The sequence below is a fragment of the Flavobacterium sp. MMS24-S5 genome (genome assembly GCF_050320125.1).
Taxonomy (GTDB): Bacteria; Bacteroidota; Bacteroidia; order Flavobacteriales; family Flavobacteriaceae; genus Flavobacterium; species Flavobacterium tyrosinilyticum.
The window spans coordinates 3,807,040-3,832,731 of sequence record NZ_CP190016.1 but is presented as its reverse complement, the minus strand read 5'-3'; the positions used below and the strand labels follow the sequence as shown (position 1 = coordinate 3,832,731).

Below are 25,692 nucleotides of genomic sequence, written 5' to 3'. Positions count from 1 at the left end.
TAAAATTTGGGTAGGATAACACAAATATAAAACCTAATCTATTGTGTATCATAGGCAAAATTTACTTATCATCACTCCATCCAATTTTAGATTCTAACAAAGATAAAATGCTTTTCTCTCACTGTCATGGACATAATATGTACGTGAAAGCGGTACTTAAACCATTGATATGCACAGTATTCATTTATCTTCTTTCTTTTCATTGAGCATTCTGTATATTTCATCCAGAACCTCTATTTCTGCGCTTGGAATAAGCTGAAGGGCAAGCTCCAGAACAGAACCCATGTATATTTCTCTGTTATCAATTTCATCCGAATAGATGATATTCAAACACATGCGGATTAGATTCACTGCCAGACATGTCATATCTGCATAACCATAAAATCTTATCTCACGTATTGATTCCCCGTCTTTGTCTTTGGCAGGCTTCAGAAGCTTAAAATGATAGGATGCAAAATCTTTAAATTCTTCCAGTGTTTTTATTTTATCAGTTTCCATAATTTTGAAATATTAAATTTACTCTTGCTGTTCTATTTCTTCCTTATTTTCTGAAAACAGATCCGTAATCTCATTTAAAAATTCAAGTTCGTCAACTGGAAACAGCTGAAGTGCAATTCCCAGTATAAGCCCAACATCAATGTATTGGTTTTGAATCGTAGGCGGAACTTCTGCGCTGTCCTGATCTAAAGCGATAATGCACAGCTTCATCAGGTTTCTGACAACAGAACCAAGTTCGCAATAGCCATAAACCCTGATCTGTGCATTATACATCCCTCTTTTATCCTCTGCTTTTTCAGGGTATTAAGCAGTTTTCCGCTTAACACCCTGATGTCTTTCAGTTTTTTGATTTCATCGGTTTCCATAACTTCTGTTTTTATGCTGATAAAGCTTCCTGCTGATGAATTCCCTCAAGCCTCTCCAGTTCCTTCTGAATCAGGACTTCCGCTTCTTTCATAAAATCACGGCATCTGCCTTCCATTATTCCATAGTAATCGTAACCAAAACTGTTGTTTCTGCTGAATCGAAGCGTGTTTGGATTCTTTTTCAAAATCTTGAACATGTTTTTTTCATCACTGCTGTTTCGGGGAAAATACTCCGAAGTCAAGCTTGTGAAATATTCGCAAAGCTCAAATAAGTAGCCCAGTGAGAAGTGATTCGGGGTATATCCCAGAAATACCCTTATAAGGGAAAGGCAGGTCTGTTCCACTATCTGGTGAAGGGAACACATTCTTACTTCATAGGAAAAATACTGGTCGTTATTGTAGATAAGATCCCAGATCGATTCGCTGACATTTCTTCTGTCTCCTGCGTATGCTGAAGTGCTTTTCACATATCTTCTTTCTGGATTTTTTGCCCAGATTATCGGCGACTTGTAAGCATCTATATGAATTCTCTGCGCATTCTTAAAAATGTTCCAGAAAAAATACTGCTGGTCTCCGTATAATTTTACGATATTTCTAAGGCTGTGCATGAGAATGGTTACCGTTATCTGTCCTCTTGATCTGCTTTTTATTTTATCGGTGAGGTCGTTGCCGATATTATCCTCGAACTCTTCGGCTATGACCAGCAGATAAAGATGTACATGCTTTTCTTTTTGGACGGGCTTCTGAAAAGGCTCATTAAAAGTATAACTGCTTTTCTTCTCTGCAAAACAGTAAATGCCTATCGGATCGATGTTCTGTGAAATAACTCGATAAATCAAGTCGGATGCGGTGTTTTGAATTGCTTTCATAATTTTACTCATTTTAGTTAATACTTGTCTGAAAAATTGTATTTTTGCTAAACACACTGGCAAGTAAGTGATTACCTGTATGGTACGCTATCAAATTGTTCCGTACCGTACATGAGAAAATATGTATCATACATAAATCTGGCTTTTTTATCCTTAATTATTATCTTTGAACTATGAGTACACTAACAAAACCAAACCACATGGGGCGCAAAATCAGCCGTATCCGTGAACTGAAAGACATGAAACAGGAAGCACTCGCACAGGCTATGGGCACGAACCAGCAGGCTGTTTCTATTTTGGAAAACAGTGAAACCATTGATGATGATAAATTAAAAGAAGTGGCAAAAGCTCTAGAGGTAAGTGTGGAAGCAATTAAAAACTTTTCGGAAGAAGCGGTCTTTAATTATTTCAATAGTTTTTACGATAATAGTCAGGGAACAGTAGGTAACTACCACTGTACTTTTAATCCCTTAGATAAACTTATAGAAGCCCACGAACAGCAGATCAAATTATTTGAACGTTTGGTTCAAGCAGAAAAAGACAAAGTCGAATATTTGGAAAAACTTCTAAAAGCCAAATAAGCTTTTATAAAAAGATATATTAATTCCAAAAAGAGGCTTTCAAGTCTCTTTTTTGTTTTCCAAACACCCACAAAATACGAAAATACGCAAACCATGAATAAAACTGTACATCTTAGAGTTAAAAAGGAAATTGACAGAATGAGTGAGGTTAAGGTGTTAAAACTTAAAGGCTCTTTAATTGCAAAAGGCTACACTGAAATTATCCATATCAAAGACGAAAACGAAGATTTCTATCTCAATACATTTTCAACTGATCCAGACAGGAAAAAAGAAGCTGAAAATTATGTACTGGAATTCATTTCTTCTAACAAACTAAATGAAAGCGTATCGTTGATCGATAATCCACAAAGTAATTTTACACTGCTTTCTTTCTAAGACCATTTCTAAAAGAAAAAAAAAAGAAAAGCAAGGTATTGGACACAGCCAGAGAAGTGCGCATAACGAATTTTTCTCGTTCCTCAAAAATCCGCCCTTCGGGACTTATAGCACTTCAACTGTCTGACTGTCCAATTAAGGACTGCTTTCTTTTTTCCCTTTTTCTTTTTTAAGTATTTCATTGTCACATTCTACAGCCATCATGCACATATTTTGCGCATGATACATATAAATATTTTCCCTAAATTAGAAGCCTGCTTTTAAAAATCTCCAGAGATCACCTCGTTCCTGTGATCAGCAAGATGTACGGTTGTCTGACAACCGCCTATCTTGCCACCTATGGCCTCGGAACTCGGCGGTGGAGAAACTTAAAAGAAGAGAGTTTGAAACAATGAAAAGGAAAAATGATGGAGAGAGAAAATTCAAACAGATCACGCAGGATAACCCTGCGTCTGACAGAGAAAGAGTATGCAAAAATTGAAAGCCAGTTCAAGGCAAGCACCTGCAGAAAACTAAGCGACTATATCCGTAGGCACATATTCGGCAGACCAATCACAACCACTTACCGCAACCAGTCATTGGATGATTTAATGGAAGAAACCGTCGTGCTTTCTTCAGAACTCCGTTCAATTGGAAACAACATCAACCAGATTGCCAGAAAAATAAGTACGGTGAAAATGATTCCCGAGTTTAAGACACAGCTGTTTTTATTTGATCTGGAAAGAAAAGCACTTTCCAATAAATTAGAAGCAATCAGCAGTCACACCCAGAAAATGTCGGAACAATGGTTGCAGTCATAAAAACCAGCCGTTCGATAAACAGCATTCTCAACTATAACGAAAATAAAGTTAAGGAAGGAGTGGCTGAGTGCATTAACGCCATGAACTATCCTCTTGAATTAGAGAAATTAAACTTTACCCATAAGCTGAACCGTTTTTTAAAACTGTCTTCGTTGAATGAAAATGCAAAACGGAACAGCGTTCACATATCGCTCAATTTTGATCCTTCAGAAAATCATTCTAAAGAAAAGCTGATTGAAATTGCAGACACATATATGGAGAAAATAGGTTTTGGAAAACAGCCGTATTTGGTCTATCAGCATCATGATGCAGGGCATCCGCACCTGCATCTGGTCACAAACAATATTCAGAGAGACGGTAAAAGAATTGATCTGCATCTGATAGGCGTTAAAAAATCAGAACCAGCCCGAAAAGAAATTGAAGAAATATTCGGACTGGTAAAAGCCGAAGGAAGAAAACAGAAAGAAGATTTCTCTTTAAAACCGATAAATGTTGCCAGAGTCCAATACGGAAAAGCAGAGTCCAGAAAGGCGATAAATTCAGTTTTAAACAAGGTTTTATTTGACTATAAATATTCGAGCCTGCCTGAACTCAACGCGGTTTTAAACCTCTATAATGTCCACGCTGACAGAGGAAGCGAGGATTCGAGAGTTTTTAAAAACAACGGACTACTTTACAAGATACTTGACCAGAATTCAAAACCGATAGGCGTGCCGATAAAAGCCAGCGAATTCTACAGCAGACCTACCTTAAAATTTCTGGAAGAGAAATTTAAAACTAATGACACAGAAAAAGAGTCTTTCAAAAAATATGTGAAGAATGCCATAAAACTGGCTTTATTTCGTGAAACGATAATTTCTCCAGAAAAATTATCCAAGATATTGGAACGAGAAAGCATTCACATAATACTAAGAAAAAGCAAAGAAGGACAGCTTTACGGAATAACATACGTTGACCATAAAACCAGATCCGTTTTCAACGGAAGCAGTCTGGGAAAAGAATTCAGTGCAAAAGGAATTCAGGAAAGCTGTGCCTTCAACATTCTTGCATTTGAAAGAAAGAATCAAAACTCTATTACAGCAGATTCAGAGTACTTTCAAGATCCTGAATCAAGAGAGTATGTAAAAGAAAATCTTGCTAATATACTGCTTCGTGGGGAAAAAATAAATGATTATGTTTCTAAACAATTTAAACAAAAAAAGAAAAGGAGGTTTTACAAAGGTATTTAAATTGTTAAGGATGCAAACGGCACCCTTAACTTTATAGACAATTTTTCTTTGCATGTACTTAATTAGAATGCATCTTTATCAAGGATCAAATTCTAATCCATTATCTCCCATTTAGCAAAGCTTCAAATGCTAATATCTCACTAGCTTTAATAACATATCCTAAATTCATAGGTATTTGAGACTCTGTCTTATCCGCTTGAGAGCCAGGTTGAGATTTTGTTACAGTCCCATTTATTGAATATTGTGGTCCTGAATATAATACCCCTAATAAATACAATCTGGAACCACCTACATTTATACCTCCTGATTTATCAGAGTAACCGGAGTTATTATACATAAAAACTGGTGAACCACTAAATCCACCAAAAGCTGCTATGTCAATTAAAAATTCTCTACTTCCATTATAGTCTAAATAAGGAGAAGTTGCTGTAATTCCTTCACGTACAATTGGCATGTTATTAATTTCATCCCATAATCCTCTTGGATAGCCAATCATATAAATTTCTTCAAATGCTTTAAATTCTTTTTTTTGAAATTCATCAGAGGGGACTTCTTTTTCAGTAAAACCAACTGTAAAAGGGACTACTCCATTGATAGCTAATTGATTTATAATGGATGCTATTGGAATAGCTACTAAATCAATTTTAGGATTCGGATGTGCAATAACATTTTTCACCGTATTATGTATCTCAACTACAAATGCTGAACCGTTTTCAGGCTGACCATTTATAGATTTTCTAAAATAAAGAAAAATCTTATTCGCTCCATTAATCACATGTCTATTAGTAATTATAGTCGGGATATGCATTTTAGAGAGAGAATCATTTTTAACTTTAAAGTTGAAAAAAAAACCTGTACCTGTAGCGATTTCAGTTGAAATTCGTATCGTGTTATATGTCAGCATTTCTGTTAAATGTAAATTTTGACAAAAACATACTTTTGTAATAAGAAAAAATAAAATGACCTTAATTGTTTTCATAAAATTGTTTTTTATTATATAGAGAGCTTTTAGATTGAAAAGGTTGGATTAGTATTATTATTTTATCAAGATTGAATTTATAAGCTTACTTGATTAATTCTACTTCGGTGTAATTAAATTGTAAATATAATCTATTTTGAATTAATTTTACAGATTTTTCTTATTTTTTTATTTATAATAAAGTATATAATATTGTCTAACAAATATTAAATGAAAGTCCATTTTATGTAAATCCGTAAAATTATATAAAATTAGTTTTTTAATATAGCAACAATATTCATACTTTTTAAACTTAGATCTTATCTGAATGGAACAAAAATTTTTTACAATAAATAGTTTGTTTTTTGTATTAATTATCGCAGTACTGACTTTTTGGTTAACTATGGTTACCGCGAAAGGAGGGTTAACTAATAACAGATTTCGTAGCTGGTGGAAAAAATATACCAAAAGGGGATGGCAAGCTATTGCAATTGGAACATTAATTGGGCTAGTTTTAACTTTACAGGAAGTAAACAATCAACGTATTTCAAAGAATAACGAATTTCTACTAAAAAAAGAACAGAATTCTAGAGATAGTGTAATTACAATCGGTATAAGTAAAGGTGTTGATCGATCTACCGAAAAACTTTTTAATAATCTCTCAATTGCATTTAAAAAACAAGGATTGCAATATGACACGATTAAGAATCAAGTTTTAAAATTAAAAGACTCAATAAGAATTACACAAATTAATAATGAAACTCCTTTAATTTCATTAACAAGATTAGAAATAAAGGACAGTACATATTTTGAAAGAAAAACTTACAAGGTAGAATACGATATTAATTCGCATGACGCCAAAAGTCTTAATATAGATCTCAGATTTGATATTTTTGCCTTTATACCCAATGGAGATATTAGAACTATTGAAAAAAATTATCGAGTATTTTATAAAGGGGAAACAATAAGAAAGGAGGAAAAGCAAACGAATACATTGTCTATCCCTAAAGATAATTCCTATTATCTTATGTATGCATTTAGATTAAAAGGGTCATATTATTCGAGTGATAATAAAAAAATTTTTATAGATAAATTTTATCTTTTAACTCCACGAAAGAAAACGAATTATTTTGGATATCCAATCCAATCTCATGAAGATCTATTAAGAGCGCATTTGGCTAAGTTTTATATCGATTAAAAAAACAAATTTACCATGATATTAATAAAATAAAGTATAACCTTTATAATTTGTTTTGATTTTTAAACGTTCAACGCTACGAATAAAGAACTAAAGCCACAGTTATGACAAAAGACTACGAATAGTTTAATTATTTTTAAAACTTGGAATCCAGTCTTTGACAAATTTAATATAATCACCAATTGGCATATCTTCTATATCTTCAGGTGTATGAGTTGCGAGAAGAGTAATTTGTAAATCCTCCGTGAATTGATTAAAAGCAATCCAAATTTCTGTATAAGGAGAAACTGTGTTTGTCGTATTAGCAGACATCCAATTACGTACTTTTTTAATTAGTGTTTTAGGATCATCATCATGATTTGAAATATCTTGTCCTGCAATGTCAGAGATAACTTTTTGATAATGGTAACGTTCTGTTTCTAAAATGAGTATTTTTTTTGTTCTCAATAATTTATTGCCATATTCACTTGCGCCAATATCTAATCCCAATTCGTATGGCATATTGAATCTTGGTAATTCTCCTTTAACCATTGCTTTACTTCTTGATAAATCATGGATTCCATATTTACAAGACTTGATATGATGCTTAATTTGATTTATCCGAATGTTAGAAGACGAAAGAGTTTGAGATAAAAAAGGTTGTAGTTCAAGATAAAGAGTTGAAAAAACTAAAGCCCGCAATAAGGGGCTATATTCACTATCAAATGGACAATTTATAAAAACATTATTTTCAAAAGCCATAGCGTAGCACTATTTATTATGACTGTAAGAAATGCGGTCTTTAATTTGACCAGTATTTGCATGCACCACAACTTCACCTGTTTTTTCTGAAGCTTTTTCTTTAGCAAAATCTACAGCTTGCTCAACGGTTCTAAAAGAACGTGTAGCTCTTACATTTCCTTCTGATACTACTGACCAATTTGAGTCAATAGAAATCACATGATACTTCGCAATACCCAAGGAATGAGCTTTTGAAGCTACAGACTGACCAAGTTTTTTTGTATAAATTGACTTCCTTTTCATATACCAAAGATATTAAATAATTTTCAATTATTTAGGGATATAAATTGTTTGCCTTTCAACTGCACAAAAAAATTCATACCTGTAACAGCTTTATCAATTACTACTTCACAATTTAAATCAGTTCCATAATCTAACTGTAACTTATTTACAACCCAATTTACAGGAACTTGGTTATTAAAAAATCTTTCCTATAAAGTTTCAATCTCGTGATTTCTATGTCTTTTAGATAGATCTTTCAAGGTTATTTATTTTAAAGCTATTTAACAGCTGTAATATTAAAACAGTATTAATTTAAAAAATTACTTTAAGGTGATCTCACACCTAGGGATAGACAGAAAACCTAATGCTTGAAAAGCGTGTGGAAAAAGATTAAAATAGTAAATGGTAAAATAATCATCATTAAAACTAAATTCCATATTATAAAAATATTCAAATTTTGAATATTCATGCAACATTTTTTTTGCCTCATCATCAGCATGCTTATCTATCATTTTTTCCAGAAAATCTTCCAAATTTTTGTAGCCACTATAGTCAATTATATCGTACAGTGTAATTTTTCTATCGGGATTGAACTCAAAATTTAATGTATATATGTAATGATTTGGATGAAAACTACCTAAAAAATCTTGTCTATTAATTATTAAACTCAAATATTTATCATTATTAGTTTCAATTACGTAACTTACATCCAAAGAAAATTGCATCTCATTACTACGTGTAACTGCATAACCTTCATCCTGTGCTATAAAAACTCTTATGTCGTTAATAATTGAAAAACCTAATTGCTGTACAAAAGCATTGATAAATTGGGAGTTAAAAATTTTATTCTCATTAAAAAAAGGGATTTCGAAACTGCTTTCAATTTTAACATCAGTATTTAAATCTAAAGGAATTTGCAAAACAGTTATGATTTTTTCTTCTTCACTTTTCTTAAGGTTAAAAAAATAAGCTCCTCCATTATCCCCTGAACTTGCTAAAGCTCCGTATGCAGGCGTCTGCTTAGTGGTAGAATTAAAGCTCAATATTAAATTTTCAGCTAGTGTATTAAATGAAAGACTTTCTAATTTATTTTCAAGTAATATTTTTTTTAGAGTAACATTAAACAAACTATTCTTCCCCATTTCTCCATCAAGAACTTTCTCAATCCCGCCAGATGTTAATGCTTGCCTAGACCTTTTATTTTCTAAAGCATTTAAACCTCCCCCTCTACTTATCTCAAATATAGCCCCAGAAAAACAACTATCCGAAATTAGCGCAATATGATTTGCCTCTGAAGCATCAAAGAAGCTTAATAAATCGCTTAGATTAAACCATGTAGTAACACTATTCTTATCTGAATCTGAGCATAACCAATAGGATTTTTTAAGCCTTGAATTAAATTCTCCATGGCCAGCAAACAAAATTAGAATTTTATCTTCTTCTAAAGCATTAATTAATTCGTTTTGAATCTCATTATACAAGAATGATAGAGTTGTTTGTTGAGGCTTCGCATATAATTCTACTTCGTCAAATTGATACGCTCTAGTCAAAACATCAATCAAGGAATTTAAATCTCTTACACAATTACTTAAGTTCGTAATTTTTGGATCGTTATATTCATCTATGGCAATTGCAATTATTTTATTCATTACTACTTAGAGAATTAGCATATTAAAGTAGAATCGTTTTTATTTCAGCACTCAATTTTTCAAATATTATTACATTTTTATCCGACAAATCCTTACACTATCCTATCTTTTGTGTCTTTGTAAAATAAGTCTTTAACTTGATAAAATAAATCAGTTACTTCATTTTGATAATCATATCCTGAATTATAGTCTGAAATAATTTTACTTAATATCTTCCATTCCCAATTTATTTCCTCTTCATTTTTATTCTCATTTATAAATTTTTGATAGGAAAAAACAACTTTAGATGTTCCCAAAATAACACTTTCATAATCATCAATAATTGAATCAGTCCTAACTTGCATTACACCAAGAGTATGACTTTTATTAGAAAACTTATGTTTTAAATTCTCAACAATCCTAATAACTTTTGGTCTATTGAAATTCTCATAAATTAAAATCGCAAAAACAACAGATTCAAGAATTTCATTTTTAGTGATTTCCCTAATCGATGCTCCATATAATTTATTAAAATATAAATATTGTGCTTTTAAATAATTAGCTCTCCTTTTTTCAGTTCCTTTTTCGGAGAATTTTATTTTATTAGATACCTGAAACAAGAAAACTAATATTATTATCCACAATTCATTGGCTATTGTAGTAAAATCAGGTAGGATATTTTCTTTAATTTTTATTATTTTTTCATAGAATAAATACGATAAAAAAATTATGAAAATCCAGTAAAGAAATTGTTCATACCAATTAAGCAATCTTCCTCTAAATGTTATAAGATTAACGATCAATCTAAAAACTAGATAATAAATATTTACTAAATAAATATTCTTAACAAAAACATCTAATCCTAAATAATACAAAATTGACGATATAATAATTATGTATACAATCGGTGATAATACCCTAATCAAAAAATTCAAAGCTGGTGCTTCTGTTGATTTTGTAAAAATTGTTATCCCAATATAACCAATTGAGTATGAATGTTTACCTATCCAATTAATAATAAGAAAAAGTATAATTGCAAAAAAGATATGCGCTAAAAAAACTTCCATAATAATACTTAGATACTTAATTAAATTATATAAATTCTTTATAATCGATTTGCTCTATTAAATGTTTTTCTGAAAGCTTCGTGAGAATGCTTGTAAATCCAAAACCAAGAGTTCCTGTTGTTGCTCTGACCCAGCCTCTAACAAATATTTCCTCAACTCCATCATTATTAAAATCTGCCCTAAACTGCTCTAGTAAAGATGTTTCGATTCCTTCAAATTCTAGACTTATTTTAAAATTACCTGATGAATTGACTTTTACAATTCCATTATTAACTAAATCTTTAATTGACAACCCCATTTTAGTATATTCTATTAATCTTCCTTCAAAGTCAATTAAAATATTAGGAGACAGAAATTCAAGCATATCGATATCAATCCATGGATTATTTATAAAAGATATCTTTGGCATTCTTGCATTTTTTAAAGCATGAATTAATTCCCCAAAAAATGTAAATGTTGCTGATGTTTTGATTGCATAAGTGGTAAATGGATAAAAATTATTTTTGGTGGCATCTTTCCACTCATTCAATGTTGATACATTTATTTTTTCATCCTTATCATTAACTAATTCTAAGAATTGTTCATCATTACCAAGTAATAGTTTCTTATTAAGCAAAGTAGAAAAGTCACTATTAAGATAAAAAACATCATAAACTTCATCAATAAAATGCATTCCAATTGGTAGGGTTATCTTTTTAATATCCCAATCATTTTTTTCAATTTCGATTAATACCTTTTTTAGATCTTTAACACTTAATGTATTTTCAGAAATTGCACATTGTAATTTTGCAAGAATTTGACCTTTGCTCTTGTTTTTTCGTAGTCTTTCAATTTCTATTTCAATTTTTGAGACCTTTTGAGTAGTAATTGAAAGATAAAACAAAGTGGTACTTTTACTAAACAAATTATCGCTCTTTCTATGATTACATTTACTATGTGATGGCACTAAATTGTGTAAATCATTTAGAGAAAACTCTTCATTGAGTTCAAAATCTTTTTTAACTTTTACAAATACTTCTATTTTTTTTGAGATAGATTCAGGAATTATATGATCAATATGCAAATCTCCCCAGTCCAATGGTCGATTACAGTAAAAACAAGTATTCTTGTAAGTTGTCCAAATTGCACTTCTTACTAAATTATCAAATGTTGTTTTTGCCATTGCATTTTTAAAAATTACTGAAGTCCATCTGGAATCGTTAAATCATCAGAGACTTCTTCTCTATTACAATTTTTAATAAAAAAATAAAAAGTTGAATCAATAACCTTTACAGAACTTGTACTATTATCATAATCAAAAATAGGGGGAGAAATACCTTTTAAAACTTGACTAGACACTATGTTTTTTAGAAAGTATCCCATATCAGATGGTCTTACATCATCAGGTCTGTGATGTAATGCTTTTATCTGTTCCTGAAGTGGTTTCCTTTTAAGTCCTTGAATTATGTTCTCAATTGACTCCCTAAATAAAACCTTAACAAAATAGTAAGGAATGTAGAGAGGAATTTCTTGTGAACTACGTGCCTTTTGTTCTATAAAACTTTCTAGACATCTAGAATGTCTACTTGAATAATCTTCTAATTTCTTTTTAATTGCAAGATCAACATGATATTGCGTTATTTCTATCAGTACTTCTTGTGTTTGATGTACACCTGCTGAATAACATGCTTCTTTACAAATTTCTTGAAATACACCAACACTATCAAAACAACTTTCAATAATATAATCAACTATATTTCGTAAGTCAACATTTAATAATACCAAACCCTCATTTACAATTCTTTTTAAATCATCTTTTTCCCATGGCTCTACAGGTACTTCAATTACTCGATCTACAAGATCTCCATTAAATTGAGCTAATCTGTTTTTTTCTCTCCAGATTCCTAAAATGATAAACAGTATATTATAATCTTCAAAGATTCTCAAATCGATAGCAAGCTGTTTCTGAACTTCCTCACTTAAATAATGAAAATTTTCTAAAATTATTCTTTTTTTAAAATTTATCTTTCTCAACAACTCTGATAGATCTTGAGCTAAAGCTAAATTGTAATCAATAATTTTATAAGACTTTGCATTTTCATTTTCTCTGGTAATAGCTGCTTCACTTTCAGCGTCTGCGCCTCCAAAAAAGGGAAAACGTATTTTCGCTTTTAAACCAATTTTCGCTTCGCCTCCAATAGTTGTAGTTACTTCATAAGACTCCACTATATCGACGTTTAATTGTCTAGCAATAGAATTATAAATATCAAGTGTTGAAGAAGTAGGAGAACAATTTACCTTGATATAAGAGTTCTCATCTAAATGCTTATTAGTTAGAGATGTTTTCCCTTGCTTTGAAGCCCCATAAACTATGATATGCTTATTTTTTTGCAAACCTTTCGTAAAAGCCTCATCTACACTTTCTCTCTCAATATAAGTATCAATCAATTCATTTGACACTCCATATACTTGATTAGTTAATCTCATTTTCTCTTGATTAAAAGTTCCTTTAATCTTACTTAAATTTTATTTTTAATAATTCTTGCTAATGTGTCTTTTTTTACACTTATTCTACTAACACCATAAAATTTAAATCTTGATTTATCTTTATCAAAAATATAAATTATTAATCTATAAATTGTCAGGTATATATACCTAATTATTTAACGATAGGGTTATAATAGAAATGATTACTATGATACAGTACAACTATAAAGAAAGGTTTTAGTCCCATTAATCAATTCTTATTAACTAAATGTTGACTAAAATCTTTAAAAACCCTTTAAAACAATGCTTTTTGTGACCTTGACGGTACAGAATTCGAACCATTTAATGGAAGATTTGAAAATTTTAAATGATGTTTATTTTTTTGATTCGACGTTAATATTATTATTGAAAAACCGAGTTAACGTTGATTCTATTAAACAGCAAGTCCATTGAATTTTATACACTGTCATTACCAAAAGCATTCAACGAACTAAAAGTTCTTTTGATTATTTATAAGTTTATTATTATATATTTGATAATAAATAAACCCTGACCCTTGTCAGACATATCTACCGAATTTTGGGATGATAAGTCTGATGTTGTCAGTAGTATATACAAGTTGTCAGCAATGACCGCACAGAGCTGGAGAATTCAAGAATCTAATGCAATTTTCAATCAAAAAATGAAAAAGTATATATTATCAATAATTTTAATAATTTATTTTATGACTAATGCTGAGGCACAAATAGACAATTCAGTTTTTGCAGTTGTCAAGATTTCATACAATACACCTGGAGAAACGCCTGTAACAGGTGGTATTTGCGGTACAGCTTTTTTAATAAAAGACTCAATAGCTCTAACGGCAAATCACGTACTAAATGCAATTAATTACCAACCAAATCCTGGTTACAAATTTGTGCAGTTCTGGTTACTTAAAAGGGGTACAAAATTAATTATACCTCTTTCAGCAGACTATCTAGAATCAATGGAAGAAATAGAATCCACTATTATTAAATTACCGGAATTACAAAAATGTAATTTACTAATATCTGAAACTAACGCTAAACAAAACGATGCCGTTGAAAATTTTGGACATTTAATTAATATGCCAATAACTAATGCACATTGGGAAAATAATATTTTAATAATTGACGATTACAATTTAGAGAACAGTAAATCTGATGCATCAGGACAGATTGTTGAAATTAGAAAAATTTCAGTAAATGCAAATGATGTAAAATTAAATAATATAACAGTAATTCAGCCATCCTTTAAAGCAAATGTTGGAATGTCAGGTGGCCCATTAATTTGCAATAATAAAGTCATAGGACTGATGTCATTTGGACTTCCAGCTGATTCAGATATTAAAGATGTTGTTTTTGCAATTTCAATTGACCAAATAATTGCAAAACTAAAATAAACAAAGCTGCCAACACACGCTACAAGCAAATTGGGGATTTGGTTTGATTTAAATATGGTTTTGTATTTGGAAGATTAGGCAAATCAGAATAATGGGTTTAATTTAGTTCAAAACCTCTGTAGTGCTTGAAGTGCACAGTAAATAACAGAAACGCCAAACAATGGAAATTCTCATAATATTATTAAGTATAATTGCAGGATTAATAATTTTGTATTTTGGATTAGCATTTATTTTAATTCAAATCCGCAGACCAAAATTCAATAGAAAAGGTTATACGAAACTCGAAAAAAAACTTTTGGATATTTTTATATCTATGTTTGATCCTGATTTAGCTGAAAAAATCAAGAAGCAAATTGAATACTTCGAAAATAAGCGTAAATGGAGGCAGTACTGGGAGAAGAGTATGTCAATAGAACTATATGGAGATAAAAAAATGTCGCCTGACTTAAAATACTCAAGACAAGATGATAGTAAAATTGTAACGATTAGATTTAAAGTAAATGAAGAAAAATACAGCATTGAATTTAATAGTTATGACGGTAGGATTTGGGGATGGAAAATAAGACCAAATCCCAAGCGAATTCAAAAAACCGACAATATAGAAGTAATTAGTAAAAAGATTAACAATGATCCAAATGAGAAAGTTGTAATTAGTATCGAAAAAACAGAATTCAAGACGATTCCAAATTTTAATGGCGTGATTGGAGAGATTGCAAAAGTGAAACCAATTAAAACTGCGTATAATCCGTTAATTCCACAGCAAATTGAGATATTTAAACGGAAAATTGACTCATTCCTTCCACATGGTTACATACAAATCATTGAGCAAACCGAGGGCTTGGAATTTCAGGAATTTCGAATTTCAGGTATCTCTGAAATACAGAGAACAGGATTGGATGATGGAGATTATTTTCATTTAGCGGAATTTGACGATGGTATAATTTCCATAAAAGAAAATGATAAAAACGGCGAACTTTATTTTTGCCATTTTTCGGGGTTGATTGATAAAGTGGGAACAGATTTCGACAAAATATTAAAAGAAAGAACTACATAACTGCACACCAAAATAACTATTATAACGTTAATTATGATTTTGAATTTGAAATAAGCTGGAGGCGAATTTAAAAATTATATTATCCGTATAATTAATGTAAAAAATAAATCCTTGATGGGCTTCGAACCAAAATTCCCTGTAAATATAGGCATTTTCAAAACTAGGAAAAAGATCATATAAATTTTAGAACCAAAAAAAGCCTGCAAAATATACACTTTGCAGGCTTTTAAATTTTATAGTGACCTACATGAGATTTGAACCGAATAATTTAATATTGCTTGATATTTATTTTATTTAAATCATCTGTAAAATGGTTCGAGAATTGTCCCGTTAGGGCTACTAAGTAAAACACCACTTGAAAAAGTTGGTGTTTTTTTTATTCAAAATTTTAACCGCTCGTCGGACTCATATCCGCCGCGGCGGACACAGGTTCGAGTCCTGTTCCCGCTACTAAGACAAAAGCTTCAGAGAAATCTGGAGCTTTTTTTGTTTACATACCTTTCTGATTCTCTGTGCGGGTTTTTACTCATTTTAGCTTATTTAAATTATTTTTACTGATTTTTATTCTATTTCAATACATTAGAAATCTAAAATCTCATATCACTAAATTTGAAATACTACCCGCGCTAGCAGAGGAGTATGTAAAAGAAAATCTTGCAGATATTCTACTCCGTGGAGAAAAAGTAAATGATTATGTTTCGAAACAATTTAAACCAAAAAAGAAAAAGAGACTTTACAAAAGGATTTAAAAATAATTTCGGGTTCAAAAATGCACCCGTAATTATTTTGATATTTGCTTTTCAAGCTAACGTCTAATTAAACTTGTCATCAATAATCTTTGTAATCATTATATATTCACAAGTATCAGTTTTATATGATTTTTTTAAACCATCATATTTATACTTTTTAAGTTCATTATCAGACAAATTAATTTCATCCCATTTATCAATCTGTTTCTGTAGTGCTATTGATTTAACACTATTGTTAAATAAGACTACAATTATTTTTTTTGAGATTGGGCTTTCGCCTTTTGGTTTTTCAATCTCAATTAAATAAAACTCATTATACGGATCATTATACTCAGATTTTTGCATAAACATAAAAAAATTCTCTCTGTGGAAAAAATCAATTTTAGCATTAATAAAATGTTGCAAATTACTATCCTTTAATGTTTCGTCATTAAATTTGACCCAACTCGTATTTCTGAAAAATAAACCTATATTATATTTTTCATTTTTATCCTTATCCATTTTACAACTAATGCACATTACTAGTGCAAAAAATAATATATATCTATGTCTCATTTTAATTGGTTATTTGTGGAATCGCTCTTTCCTTAGCCCCTTTCTCATTTCTTATTGGATTATCTATATTTTTCATAACATCTAGTTCATCCCCCGCTCCGCATAGTCTTATTAATTAGTACTGCTGCGCAAATGTCTCTGACTTTGCGCTACTCAAAACAAATATATCTAAAAAACATAAGCGTCTCAAAGTCTCCGACTTTAGAACAAAACTCCTAACAAGAGACAAACAAAAAAAGTCAGCAGACTTTTGAGACGTTTTTGTATTCAATATGAGGAAAAAAATGCGCAAAGTCAGAGACATTTGCGCAGCTTTTTATGAGGAACTCTTCGGAGATTGGACTAGCTATTTCATTAGCAATTTATATTTTAATTTAGCATCATTGTCTTCTGGCTCTTTTTCAATGTATAACTTTAGATATTCAATCGCTTGCTTTTTTTGACCTGAAAACCTATATGCCTCACTTATATAATAATAGCCATAGGTGGAGTCTGGAAAAAGGTGATTATTTAGCTTAAATAAATCTATTGCCTGATTCGTCTTTTTTTCGAACAATAGCTTACAACCATATCTTTCAATAAGATTTTCCCTGCTCCGCATAATCTTCTTCATTAGTACTGCGCAAATGTCTCTGACTTTGCGCTACTCAAAACAAATATATCTAAAAAACATAAGCGTCTAAAAGTCTCCGACTTTATAACAAAACTCCTAACAAGAGATAAACAAAAAAAGTCAGCAGACTTTTGAGACGTTTTTGTATTCAATATGACAAAAAAATGCGCAAAGTCAGAGACATTTGCGCAGCTTTTTATGAGTACCTCTTTGGAGATTGGACTAGCTATCTCCTGCTCCGCAAAGTGTTCTTCACTAGCGCTGCGCAAATGTCTCTGACTTTGCGCCACCTCATCTTCGTCTTAAAAACCGTAAACTTCTAAAAGGTCTCCGACTTTAAAGCTAAACTTAATACAAGTTATAAAGATTTACCGATTTTGAATCTAATACATCAATTACTGGATTATCAGCTTTCACAATTTCTAATAATCCCGAATCATTTACATAACTACTTGCACTTGAATAAATGTAATCTGAAGCTTTTGCCACCAATCCAGCTCTAACAGGATTCAAATGTATATAATGGAGCTTTGACCACATAAAATTTATTGAATAAATTTCTTCTGCATGATTTCCGTATTGCCAAAATTGATATTTTTTATTTCGCTGATGGCTTTGCGTGGCAAGTTCAAATCGCTGTAGCATCCATTCTCGTCTGCTTTCAGGACTGCTTTGAATTTTTTCTAAGATACTTTTTGCTATAAACTTTTTAAAATCTCTAATTAAATCTGACAATTTTCCATTCTCCGATTGTATTACCAAATGCATATGATTACTCATAATCACATAACCATATAAAATCATTCCCTTATTTTTAATGCAGTAATCTAGACATTCAATAACTATGTCGCGATAACATTTACGCGTAAAAATATCAATCCAGTCTACAACTGTTGGGGTAATAAAATGGGGCAAGTTTTGATCTCGAATAATATAACCTTCTTTCATTTCTTTTTTGCTTAAAAGTAATAATTTTCTTTCTTATTTTATTTTTAAGAAACAATCGTAAAAAGTCGGAGACTTTTATCACGTTTACAATTTCTAAGGCAAAAAAATTGCGCAAAGTCAGAGACATTTGCGCAGCTTTTCATATGGAACTCTTCGGAGAGCGGGGGTTACATAATTTAAAGACATTTAATTGATTTGCTCTATAAAAAGAGTAGTAATATGGCTTTAAAAAAAGGTGATAATAGTAAGGGAAAAACAGAAAATGATGAATCTCTATATCTCAAAAAAATTGGTGCTAGATTAAGACATTTCAGAAAAAAAGCTGGTTATACGAATTCAGAAAATTTTGCATACGAAAATAATATCAGCAGACCTCAATATGGAAAATATGAAGCTGGAGCAAATATTCAGTTAAATACGCTTATTAAGATTCTCAAAGCAATGAATGTTACATTAGAAGAATTCTTTACTGGTTTCAATGAATATTAGAAGGCGTATAATAATTAACATTAGTTAAAAAACAAAAGCCACTCCGTACGGAGTGGCTTCGTTTTACTAAACTTACACAACAAAATTAGAGCAAATATTCATACATGTAATTCTCTTCTTGTAATTGATAGATTGAAAAATATATTCAAAATATAATTTGGCAGTAGCAAATAATTTTAATCACTATTCTATTTGTTCAAAAAAATTAATAAAGAAAAGTTCTTTTTTAATTAAATTAGAATCAATATTTTTTACTTGGTTATTAGCCGTAAATGTCATGACAATCTTATTTTCTTTCTTTACAAAAAATCTATATAGATAATTTTGAGATTTTTTACTACTACAATTTATTAATGATTTAATTTCATTACATTCCAAAAAAGCTTCTTGTAATTGCTTTGAATTTAATTTTACTTCGTGAATAGTTTTGTTGTCTTCAATTATAAATACCTTGTCATCTTCGATAAAAATCCTTTTAAAGTTCTCCTTATATTCATATCCTGTTGTACTAGATACACGTATTATATCTAGTGTTTTATTAGATTTTGAATTAAAATCAGAAAAATTATTTAAAATAATTTGACTATTTCCACTGTATTCATTCTCGGATTCAATATTAACTTTTTTACAAATATCGTTTTGAGATTGTTTTTGCGTGGAGCATCCGATAAAAATTATTGCAATAAATAATATCTTACTTCTTTTTATAATAGTCATAACTTTCATTTTTAACGTTGATAGTTTTATTTTTAACTCCAGCCTTACCAGAAAAAGGGCTGATATATTGTACTTCCAAAGTATATGTTTCTCGTAAAGGAACTGTAACTCCCCTTGAATTACTTACTTCTCCTCTTACAATGTTTTCAGTATGAGATGCGCTTCTCTCATTGACTTCTTTGTTTTGATTATTAGTGTCAAATGTTTTTTGAACTACATCATTAGGGTTATCCTTTATAGATACACTAGGCATTTCAATTGGAGAATCTACTCCGTTATCAATATCTACTCCATGACCGACTTCGTGAGCAACAACAAATTCATTTTCTGAACCTTTCTGACTCAAGTCAATATTCATATTTGTTCCATTTCCTCCATTTCGATTTATATCCCCTACAGTTTCCGTTACTGAACCACCACTTCTACTAAAAGTAATATTATGTACGTTTTTCGAGTCTTTTAATTGATTAAAATTATCCCGATGGGTTTTTGAATCTTTCATGAGTTGTCGATTCTCTCTCTTAAATTCCCTTTTCATCTCTCGGAATTCTTTTCGAGTTTGTCCTTCTTGGCGCACATATTTAACCTCCATACCATTTGGGTCAAATAATTCAATTGGATTATTAAAAACATATGCATATGGATTAATTCCATAATATCTTTCTGCTAGTGGGTCAATGTTCATCCAGCGACCAAGTGCAGGGTCATAATTACGTGCCCCATAATCGTACATGTTAAGTCCTAGCTCGTCTTGCAATTCTTTTCCATTATACTTGAACTTATTTGCTGTCGGCAGATAATCATTATATCCCTTATGCTTTAATCCGAAAGGATAATAGTTATTCTCTTCAATAATTTCAAGATTCTGCGTTGCGGGGTCTTTAGCATAGCTTAATCGAACGTTTCCTAAATGGTCTTTGTACTGGAAAACGTAAGAGAGGACTCCTGCCGCATTCTTTACATATCCTTCTGCTGTCGGGAAAAATTCCAAAACATTATCTTTGTACTGATAGCCACCCAAATAATCTGTCGCTGCTGCAACAGTTCCTTCAGTCACAATTTTACTCAGCTTCTGTCCTGCCGAGTTGTAAATATACTCAATGCTTCCAGTTGTTCCAAATGTTATTTTCTTTGGCAGATTTAAATGATTATATGAAATGGCTGTGATGTTCTTGTTCTTATCGGTAATCATATTTCCGTTGCCATCATAGCTGTAGTCATCGTCTGTTTTATTAAAATCATTAAATCCGCTGATGTTATTTGAATTGTCAGCCACTTTATTCAGCTGGTTCGAATTGTTTGCATAGGTGTACACCAGATCATCGATGTCTATATTTCCCACCTGCTGGTCATAATCTCCTTTACGGCTTAATGTTTTGATATTGCCGTTTTTATCATAGGTCAGGTTTTCATCGTAAGCACCCGTTGTCAGGCCATTCTTTTGGTACACCGCGTTTTTAAGACGGTTTAAGTTGTCATATTTATAGCCATATGTTCTTACATTTACATCTGAAATCGTTTGCCAGAATGTCTCCGAAATATTTCCGTTATAAAGCGGCATTGCTCCCGCGACATCGCTTTGCAACGTATCATAATTAATTTTAAATGCAAAGAAATCAGGTGGATATATACCCTGATGCAAGTTGTTTATTTTATTAATTTCTTTAAGCCACCCCCTTATATTGTATTGGAAGTCTACTTTCTGAAGTGGATTTCCTATATCGCCGCCTGTTTTTTTACTCATCAGTTGCCCTAAAGCATCGTAGCTATTATCTGCCAAAAGCTCAGCTGTTCCTCCATTTATCTGGTGCGTGTGTGTCAGCAGTCGGTCTTGTGGCGAATACGTAAATTCTTCTCGCACAACAATTTCAGCATCGCCAGATGTTCTCTTGTGTTTGGTAATGATGTACAATGTTTTTCCTGCAAAATCAATTTTGCTTTCGCTTGAAGTGTACCCGCCCAAATGATTCTGAAGATAGTTTTTTATGGGTCTTGCCTTATCATCATAAAATATTGTGCTGGTTTCTCCTGCTGTTGAAGATGCTGTAGTGATAGCTCTTGTCCAGCTACCTGTAGTTAGTGTTTTTACATTGCTTAAAACATCTTGCCCTTCAATAGAAGTCGGTACAGGCTGCGCGTTTGGAAATGCATAGCCATCATAGTAATTAACGGTTAAAAGCTTAAAGTTTACCGGTTCAATAGTGTTGCTGTAATACGCTTCTATCCCGTCAATAGTGCCTGAAGTCTGTTTCGTTTCAAATATCACAGTCTTACTGTTTTGAGCATCCTGCAGCGATTTTCGTATTGCCGAATTTGAAGCCTGATTGCTCCATCCTGTATAAATTGGTCTGCCAAATGCATCGTATTTGGTAATGATCCAGCCTTCTGTGTTTTCATCTTTAAAAGGAGAAAATGCAGGTCCTGTTGCTACAGGACGGTCTAATTTATCGTAAACAATAAATTCCCATTGTTTGCCAGGAAGTTTTTTCTCTGCCAAACGGTTTTTATTGTCATATTTGTATTGGTAGCACAAACCATTCAAGATATCTTGATTAATACTTCCTTCTGCTTTTGGCGGAATCACATAGGTAAGATTTCCGTAAAGATCATAAACGTAATACGTATCATGTTTTTCTCCTGCATCGTAGGTTCTCTTTAATACAACCTGGCCTTCTTTGTTTTTAAATTCTTCTGTACCAGCATTTGACCCAGATGCTGTATTCTCGTCATAAGTAACGGTTTTAAACAACTCGCCTGCCTGATAAGTTCCAGCATCAGAAAAACTAATTTCGTACAAACCTGAACCAGCATCCCAAGTGGCTGTCGCTTTGTATAATTTAACTTCGTTTGCTGTATTAGCCTGATAGTTTAATTTAATTTCATGACCACCATTCATAGCCCAAGGATTTCCTGGTGCTGCCTGTCTTAAAACTCTGTTTAAAGGGGATGATTCCAATTCCTTCTGTGAAAAGGGATTTGAGGTGTTTTCGTATTTTTCTGTATTGTAAAAACCCTTTGTTGCCATTTCTGCATCTGTCGCATACGACATATCTATAGAAGAAGCCTCATAGGGAAGATATTCTTGCACCTGCCTTCCAAAACTATCATAAGCCATATGTGTAATAATGTCTTTACCTGTAGATGACTGCCCTCCTGAGATTTTTTGTATTGGGTACTGCTGCGCAAATGTCTCTGACTTTGCGCTACTCAAAACAAACATATCTAAAAAACATAAGCTTCTCAAAGTCTCCGACTTTAGAACAAAACTCCTAACAAGAGACAAACAAAAAAAGTTAGCAGACTTTTGAAACGTTTTTGTATTCAATATGACAAAAAAAATGCGCAAAGTCAGAGACATTTGCGCAGCTTTTCATGAAGAACTCTTCAGAGAGCGGGGGTAAAAATAGATGGAAAGGTTATGTATTGGGCAGGTTTTTCTTCAGATGTATGCGTGAGTATATAAATACACTCTATGTATTTTTTAAGTAAAGGATTTAAAGGGGAATAAACTTTTATTTTCATAGTTTATAAAAATTGGATTCACCACCTGTCAACGAGACTTTAATTTGTTGTATTGCCACTTTTATAAAATCTATTTTAAAAATTTTATCTATCAAAACCAATCTTTCCAATTTTAGGCGCATAAAGCAATTTAAGATCGGAATGATATTTATTAAATTCTTGATTTGAAATTGCTTCAATATTTCTTAACCACTTCAAATCATTCAATTGAGTTTCGTAACTCAAATTAGAATCTAAACTTAGATATTGTTCTCTTAAATACTTATCTCGTTCAGTAAATAATTTTAATATAAATTCGTTTACAGTATTCTCATTAGGACTTTTCTTTAATAAAAAGAGAAAACCATTACTATAAGTTCTTATTCTCCACGAATTCTCATTCACAAAAACATAAATAGCAAATAAAACTATTCCAAGTAATAAAAATGCAATCCACATTTCAGGATCTAAACCTTTATCATTTCGAAAAGAAAAAGACATTCCTCCAAGCATGAAAAAAAACAAAGACATTAGTAAAATGATATTATTTGTTGCTTTATGAGTAGTTTTTTCTTTTGACAAATTCTCAAAAGCAACCAAACCTTCACTTTCACCTCCTAGGTAGGATGTTTTATAATGTAATTTATTTTCAAGGATATTGTATTCTATTTTTTTAAACAATCTGCGTTGTCTTATTGTCTGCATTTTTTTTAAGTTTATCTTACGCATTATTATCAAATATAATAATTCTAGATTGTCCTGAAAAAGTTACTAAATAAAAAAAAGCCCCAGATTTCTCTGAAGCTTTTTTTAGGTTTCTATATTTTTTACATCAACAATTGTGATGCTTCAGACAACTAATTCTTTTCCAATTCTGTTTCAGTATGCATCAGGCATAACCACTTGCTGTTTTCTTTAATCCAGGTAGAAGTGCAAACACACTTTATAGGTTCTTTTTGACTTTGATCTACTATCTCAAAATCGAGACGATATCCTATTACCGCAGTATTTTCGGCAATTAGTTTTTCTTTTACATCATAGATGTTCAGCACTTTTATTTTATTGGTTTGCCCAGAATCGAACATTTTTTTAAACTCGGTCTCGCTAATACTCTGAACACCATTTTTTCCTGCCACTATGCAAGGAAACATCGTCAGATTTTTTACCGTCTCATAATCATGATTTTGAACACCTTCCCAGTATTTTTTTTCCAATTCTATAATTTGACCTTCCATATTATCTCGTTGTTAATTAGACATTTCACAAATTTCAAATTAATATTGACATGAAGTTGCTCTTTTAACATAGATTTAATTTTAGCAAGAAGTTAGTTAATACTTTATTCTTTCGATTATAAAAAAAGAGAGAACACAAGTTTCTCTCTTCTTAAGAATATAAATCTATTATCTAAGATTGCATATCATTTACACAATCAACAGAGTAAGAGCATTAGTTTTTTTTTTTATAAAATGAACTACTACAATGAGAAGCAACAACCTCCACCTGCTAGAGGATATTCTGGAGGGCACGCCGCTCCATTTTTCAAGATTGCTTCTCCACTTATAAGTGCTTTAGCGCAAACTTCTGTCACTCCCCCTTTTACTGCTTTTAGCTCATTTTTAGTTAATTCTTGAGCTCCTTCCAATTTTAAAATTTTCTTAAACATAATGATAAAGTTTTTAAGATTCAGTTAATACCCCAATCATTTAAAGACACTTGAGATTTTTGTCTATCCTCGCGCAGAATGTTTTCTATATTTAATAATAAATAAATGTAAAATCGAAAAACAATGTACGAATATACTTTATTTTAAGATTGATTTTTTACGGTTTACCTCATTTTTTCAACTTTTATTTAATTATTAACTTTAAATTCCAAGAATACTTTAATTTATTGAATGGTAGTTCTCAATTTTTCCTTACTGTCTGACCTGTACGAGGTTCGCCTCTTTCTGTAAAAACATCGTTAGTATAGTAGTTCACAAATTGCATCGGAATACCAACACCTGTTGCCAGCGATGGAGTTGTCTGCAAATGATAATGCAAATGTGGCCCAGTAGAATAACCGCTGTTTCCCGCCAAGCCTACTTGCTGTCCTCTCACTACAGTATCTCCTACTGCAACTATTATGGAGTTCTTTTTAAAATGAAGCATAAAGGAATATTCTCCATTCAAATGATCAATTACAATGTAATTGCCCAATGTTTGTTTTGTGTTTTTAACTCCAGGAACATTGTCTTCTATGGCATTCTCCATCGCAATAATTTTTCCGTCACCAGGAGCATTCAAGCGTTTGCCAAAACAATAATAATCTTCATTTTTGGTTCCGTCTCCTGTTCTACCGCTATTGTTTATTACTTGAACTATATCAAGAGCATATCTCTGGTGGCGATTAGGCGTAAAATGATGATTTTCTTCTAGCGATTTTCCGCCTGCAGCAATATACCAGTCGTCTTCAAAAGGCAGTTCTAATACGGTTTTGGTTTTGTAATTTAAATAGATTTCTTCATCGTTTTTTCCCTCGTCTCCCATTAGCATATCTGCACAAGATAGCAGCGAAAAAGAAGATGTGAACATAAAAACGTAAACTGCAGTTTTAATATATTTCATG

26 protein-coding genes and 1 pseudogene are annotated in these 25,692 nt (G+C 31.5%); 8 read left to right on the top strand and 19 right to left on the bottom strand.

All coding sequences use genetic code 11. The annotated features are described in order from the left end of the window. Positions 1-180 precede the first annotated feature (180 nt). The 3 genes from ACPWTF_RS17725 to ACPWTF_RS17715 form a co-directional block, all read right to left on the bottom strand. The gene (locus ACPWTF_RS17725) at positions 181-498 is read right to left on the bottom strand and encodes a hypothetical protein (protein WP_427872352.1); all 318 of its coding nucleotides are present in this window, start codon (positions 496-498) and stop codon (positions 181-183) included. Positions 499-516: 18 nt separating this feature from the next. Continuing rightward, the gene (locus tag ACPWTF_RS17720; RefSeq protein WP_427872351.1) at positions 517-771 is read right to left on the bottom strand and encodes a hypothetical protein; all 255 of its coding nucleotides are present in this window, start codon (positions 769-771) and stop codon (positions 517-519) included. A 103-nt stretch (positions 772-874) separates the two neighbouring features. Continuing rightward, positions 875-1,732 (bottom strand): hypothetical protein, encoded by an 858-nt coding sequence (locus tag ACPWTF_RS17715; RefSeq protein WP_427872350.1) that lies wholly within the window; start codon positions 1,730-1,732, stop codon positions 875-877. 173 nt (positions 1,733-1,905) lie between these two features. Between ACPWTF_RS17715 and ACPWTF_RS17710 the strand changes: the two genes are divergently transcribed. The 4 genes from ACPWTF_RS17710 (at position 1,906) to ACPWTF_RS17695 (ending at position 4,717) form a co-directional block, all read left to right on the top strand. Further along, on the top strand, positions 1,906-2,313 hold the full coding sequence (locus tag ACPWTF_RS17710; protein WP_427872349.1) for a helix-turn-helix domain-containing protein: 408 nt from the start codon (positions 1,906-1,908) through the stop codon (positions 2,311-2,313). A 93-nt stretch (positions 2,314-2,406) separates the two neighbouring features. Continuing rightward, complete coding sequence (locus ACPWTF_RS17705; protein ID WP_427872348.1) at positions 2,407-2,688, top strand: hypothetical protein; 282 nt, start codon at positions 2,407-2,409, stop codon at positions 2,686-2,688. Between the two features lie 404 nt (positions 2,689-3,092). Next, entirely contained in the window at positions 3,093-3,488 is a 396-nt protein-coding gene (locus ACPWTF_RS17700) for a plasmid mobilization protein (protein WP_427872347.1), read from the top strand. Further along, positions 3,473-4,717 carry a relaxase/mobilization nuclease domain-containing protein gene (locus tag ACPWTF_RS17695; protein WP_427872346.1) on the top strand — a complete coding sequence of 415 codons (1,245 nt, stop codon included), beginning with the start codon at positions 3,473-3,475 and terminating at the stop codon, positions 4,715-4,717. The genes ACPWTF_RS17700 and ACPWTF_RS17695 overlap by 16 nt, the downstream gene beginning before the upstream one ends. 100 nt (positions 4,718-4,817) lie before the next feature. Here ACPWTF_RS17695 and ACPWTF_RS17690 read toward each other — a convergent pair whose 3' ends face one another. Next, positions 4,818-5,696, bottom strand: coding sequence for a S1 family peptidase (locus ACPWTF_RS17690; RefSeq protein WP_427872345.1), 879 nt, complete (start codon positions 5,694-5,696; stop codon positions 4,818-4,820). Positions 5,697-6,003: 307 nt separating this feature from the next. Between ACPWTF_RS17690 and ACPWTF_RS17685 the strand changes: the two genes are divergently transcribed. Then, positions 6,004-6,873, top strand: a complete 870-nt coding sequence (locus ACPWTF_RS17685; RefSeq protein ID WP_427872344.1) for a hypothetical protein — start codon at positions 6,004-6,006, stop codon at positions 6,871-6,873. Between the two features lie 126 nt (positions 6,874-6,999). On the opposite strand, the gene ACPWTF_RS17680 is transcribed toward ACPWTF_RS17685, so the two are convergent. From ACPWTF_RS17680 to ACPWTF_RS17650, 7 genes and pseudogenes are all read right to left on the bottom strand, one after another. Then, a complete protein-coding gene (locus ACPWTF_RS17680; protein WP_427872343.1) occupies positions 7,000-7,614 on the bottom strand; it encodes a hypothetical protein in 615 nt (204 codons plus the stop codon). Between the two features lie 9 nt (positions 7,615-7,623). Further along, complete coding sequence (locus tag ACPWTF_RS17675) at positions 7,624-7,896, bottom strand: DUF2188 domain-containing protein (protein WP_427872342.1); 273 nt, start codon at positions 7,894-7,896, stop codon at positions 7,624-7,626. Positions 7,897-7,919: 23 nt separating this feature from the next. Further along, positions 7,920-8,045, bottom strand: a pseudogene (locus ACPWTF_RS17670) (hypothetical protein); the annotation flags it as partial. Positions 8,046-8,195: 150 nt separating this feature from the next. Next, positions 8,196-9,524, bottom strand: coding sequence for a hypothetical protein (locus tag ACPWTF_RS17665; RefSeq protein ID WP_427872341.1), 1,329 nt, complete (start codon positions 9,522-9,524; stop codon positions 8,196-8,198). A gap of 92 nt (positions 9,525-9,616) precedes the next feature. Then, positions 9,617-10,570: a hypothetical protein gene (locus tag ACPWTF_RS17660; protein ID WP_427872340.1), complete on the bottom strand. Its 954-nt coding sequence runs from the start codon at positions 10,568-10,570 to the stop codon at positions 9,617-9,619. 25 nt (positions 10,571-10,595) lie between these two features. Further along, complete coding sequence (locus ACPWTF_RS17655; protein ID WP_427872339.1) at positions 10,596-11,732, bottom strand: HNH endonuclease; 1,137 nt, start codon at positions 11,730-11,732, stop codon at positions 10,596-10,598. A 14-nt stretch (positions 11,733-11,746) separates the two neighbouring features. Beyond that, positions 11,747-13,036 (bottom strand): hypothetical protein, encoded by a 1,290-nt coding sequence (locus ACPWTF_RS17650; protein ID WP_427872338.1) that lies wholly within the window; start codon positions 13,034-13,036, stop codon positions 11,747-11,749. Positions 13,037-13,718: 682 nt separating this feature from the next. Between ACPWTF_RS17650 and ACPWTF_RS17645 the strand changes: the two genes are divergently transcribed. Both ACPWTF_RS17645 and ACPWTF_RS17640 read left to right on the top strand, forming a co-directional pair. Beyond that, complete coding sequence (locus tag ACPWTF_RS17645; RefSeq protein WP_427872337.1) at positions 13,719-14,456, top strand: trypsin-like serine protease; 738 nt, start codon at positions 13,719-13,721, stop codon at positions 14,454-14,456. 160 nt (positions 14,457-14,616) lie between these two features. After that, positions 14,617-15,510, top strand: coding sequence for a hypothetical protein (locus ACPWTF_RS17640; RefSeq protein ID WP_427872336.1), 894 nt, complete (start codon positions 14,617-14,619; stop codon positions 15,508-15,510). A gap of 812 nt (positions 15,511-16,322) precedes the next feature. Here the strand turns inward: ACPWTF_RS17640 and ACPWTF_RS17635 are convergent. Together ACPWTF_RS17635 and ACPWTF_RS17630 are read right to left on the bottom strand one after the other, a co-directional pair. After that, positions 16,323-16,760 carry a hypothetical protein gene (locus ACPWTF_RS17635; RefSeq protein WP_427872335.1) on the bottom strand — a complete coding sequence of 146 codons (438 nt, stop codon included), beginning with the start codon at positions 16,758-16,760 and terminating at the stop codon, positions 16,323-16,325. 1,015 nt (positions 16,761-17,775) lie between these two features. Further along, positions 17,776-18,375 (bottom strand): REP-associated tyrosine transposase, encoded by a 600-nt coding sequence (locus tag ACPWTF_RS17630; protein ID WP_427872334.1) that lies wholly within the window; start codon positions 18,373-18,375, stop codon positions 17,776-17,778. A gap of 219 nt (positions 18,376-18,594) precedes the next feature. On the opposite strand from ACPWTF_RS17630, the gene ACPWTF_RS17625 reads away from it, so the two are divergent. Further along, entirely contained in the window at positions 18,595-18,864 is a 270-nt protein-coding gene (locus tag ACPWTF_RS17625) for a helix-turn-helix domain-containing protein (RefSeq protein WP_427872333.1), read from the top strand. 183 nt (positions 18,865-19,047) lie between these two features. On the opposite strand, the gene ACPWTF_RS17620 is transcribed toward ACPWTF_RS17625, so the two are convergent. From ACPWTF_RS17620 to ACPWTF_RS17595, 6 genes are all read right to left on the bottom strand, one after another. After that, positions 19,048-19,581 carry a hypothetical protein gene (locus ACPWTF_RS17620; RefSeq protein ID WP_427872332.1) on the bottom strand — a complete coding sequence of 178 codons (534 nt, stop codon included), beginning with the start codon at positions 19,579-19,581 and terminating at the stop codon, positions 19,048-19,050. Continuing rightward, the gene (locus ACPWTF_RS17615) at positions 19,559-22,792 is read right to left on the bottom strand and encodes a DUF6443 domain-containing protein (RefSeq protein WP_427872331.1); all 3,234 of its coding nucleotides are present in this window, start codon (positions 22,790-22,792) and stop codon (positions 19,559-19,561) included. Before ACPWTF_RS17615 ends, ACPWTF_RS17620 begins: the two co-directional genes overlap by 23 nt. A gap of 395 nt (positions 22,793-23,187) precedes the next feature. After that, positions 23,188-23,787, bottom strand: coding sequence for a hypothetical protein (locus ACPWTF_RS17610; protein ID WP_427872330.1), 600 nt, complete (start codon positions 23,785-23,787; stop codon positions 23,188-23,190). A 152-nt stretch (positions 23,788-23,939) separates the two neighbouring features. After that, complete coding sequence (locus ACPWTF_RS17605; RefSeq protein WP_427872329.1) at positions 23,940-24,317, bottom strand: nuclear transport factor 2 family protein; 378 nt, start codon at positions 24,315-24,317, stop codon at positions 23,940-23,942. Between the two features lie 242 nt (positions 24,318-24,559). Beyond that, entirely contained in the window at positions 24,560-24,748 is a 189-nt protein-coding gene (locus ACPWTF_RS17600) for a bacteriocin (protein WP_427872328.1), read from the bottom strand. 241 nt (positions 24,749-24,989) lie between these two features. Continuing rightward, positions 24,990-25,691, bottom strand: coding sequence for a M23 family metallopeptidase (locus tag ACPWTF_RS17595; protein ID WP_427872327.1), 702 nt, complete (start codon positions 25,689-25,691; stop codon positions 24,990-24,992). Position 25,692: the final 1 nt, after the last annotated feature.

Coding starts and splice junctions, on each gene's coding strand:
- ACPWTF_RS17630 (WP_427872334.1), bottom strand. CDS start 18,375: ATGAAAGAAGGTTATATTATTCGAGATCAAAACTTGCCCCATTTTATT.
- ACPWTF_RS17715 (WP_427872350.1), bottom strand. CDS start 1,732: ATGAAAGCAATTCAAAACACCGCATCCGACTTGATTTATCGAGTTATT.
- ACPWTF_RS17640 (WP_427872336.1), top strand. CDS start 14,617: ATGGAAATTCTCATAATATTATTAAGTATAATTGCAGGATTAATAATT.
- ACPWTF_RS17635 (WP_427872335.1), bottom strand. CDS start 16,760: ATGGATAAGGATAAAAATGAAAAATATAATATAGGTTTATTTTTCAGA.
- ACPWTF_RS17710 (WP_427872349.1), top strand. CDS start 1,906: ATGAGTACACTAACAAAACCAAACCACATGGGGCGCAAAATCAGCCGT.
- ACPWTF_RS17605 (WP_427872329.1), bottom strand. CDS start 24,317: ATGGAAGGTCAAATTATAGAATTGGAAAAAAAATACTGGGAAGGTGTT.
- ACPWTF_RS17725 (WP_427872352.1), bottom strand. CDS start 498: ATGGAAACTGATAAAATAAAAACACTGGAAGAATTTAAAGATTTTGCA.
- ACPWTF_RS17705 (WP_427872348.1), top strand. CDS start 2,407: ATGAATAAAACTGTACATCTTAGAGTTAAAAAGGAAATTGACAGAATG.
- ACPWTF_RS17690 (WP_427872345.1), bottom strand. CDS start 5,696: ATGAAAACAATTAAGGTCATTTTATTTTTTCTTATTACAAAAGTATGT.
- ACPWTF_RS17595 (WP_427872327.1), bottom strand. CDS start 25,691: ATGAAATATATTAAAACTGCAGTTTACGTTTTTATGTTCACATCTTCT.
- ACPWTF_RS17675 (WP_427872342.1), bottom strand. CDS start 7,896: ATGAAAAGGAAGTCAATTTATACAAAAAAACTTGGTCAGTCTGTAGCT.
- ACPWTF_RS17620 (WP_427872332.1), bottom strand. CDS start 19,581: ATGACTATTATAAAAAGAAGTAAGATATTATTTATTGCAATAATTTTT.
- ACPWTF_RS17680 (WP_427872343.1), bottom strand. CDS start 7,614: ATGGCTTTTGAAAATAATGTTTTTATAAATTGTCCATTTGATAGTGAA.
- ACPWTF_RS17685 (WP_427872344.1), top strand. CDS start 6,004: ATGGAACAAAAATTTTTTACAATAAATAGTTTGTTTTTTGTATTAATT.
- ACPWTF_RS17720 (WP_427872351.1), bottom strand. CDS start 771: ATGTATAATGCACAGATCAGGGTTTATGGCTATTGCGAACTTGGTTCT.
- ACPWTF_RS17645 (WP_427872337.1), top strand. CDS start 13,719: ATGAAAAAGTATATATTATCAATAATTTTAATAATTTATTTTATGACT.
- ACPWTF_RS17700 (WP_427872347.1), top strand. CDS start 3,093: ATGATGGAGAGAGAAAATTCAAACAGATCACGCAGGATAACCCTGCGT.
- ACPWTF_RS17695 (WP_427872346.1), top strand. CDS start 3,473: ATGGTTGCAGTCATAAAAACCAGCCGTTCGATAAACAGCATTCTCAAC.
- ACPWTF_RS17665 (WP_427872341.1), bottom strand. CDS start 9,524: ATGAATAAAATAATTGCAATTGCCATAGATGAATATAACGATCCAAAA.
- ACPWTF_RS17650 (WP_427872338.1), bottom strand. CDS start 13,036: ATGAGATTAACTAATCAAGTATATGGAGTGTCAAATGAATTGATTGAT.
- ACPWTF_RS17625 (WP_427872333.1), top strand. CDS start 18,595: ATGGCTTTAAAAAAAGGTGATAATAGTAAGGGAAAAACAGAAAATGAT.
- ACPWTF_RS17610 (WP_427872330.1), bottom strand. CDS start 23,787: ATGCAGACAATAAGACAACGCAGATTGTTTAAAAAAATAGAATACAAT.
- ACPWTF_RS17600 (WP_427872328.1), bottom strand. CDS start 24,748: ATGTTTAAGAAAATTTTAAAATTGGAAGGAGCTCAAGAATTAACTAAA.
- ACPWTF_RS17655 (WP_427872339.1), bottom strand. CDS start 11,732: ATGGCAAAAACAACATTTGATAATTTAGTAAGAAGTGCAATTTGGACA.
- ACPWTF_RS17660 (WP_427872340.1), bottom strand. CDS start 10,570: ATGGAAGTTTTTTTAGCGCATATCTTTTTTGCAATTATACTTTTTCTT.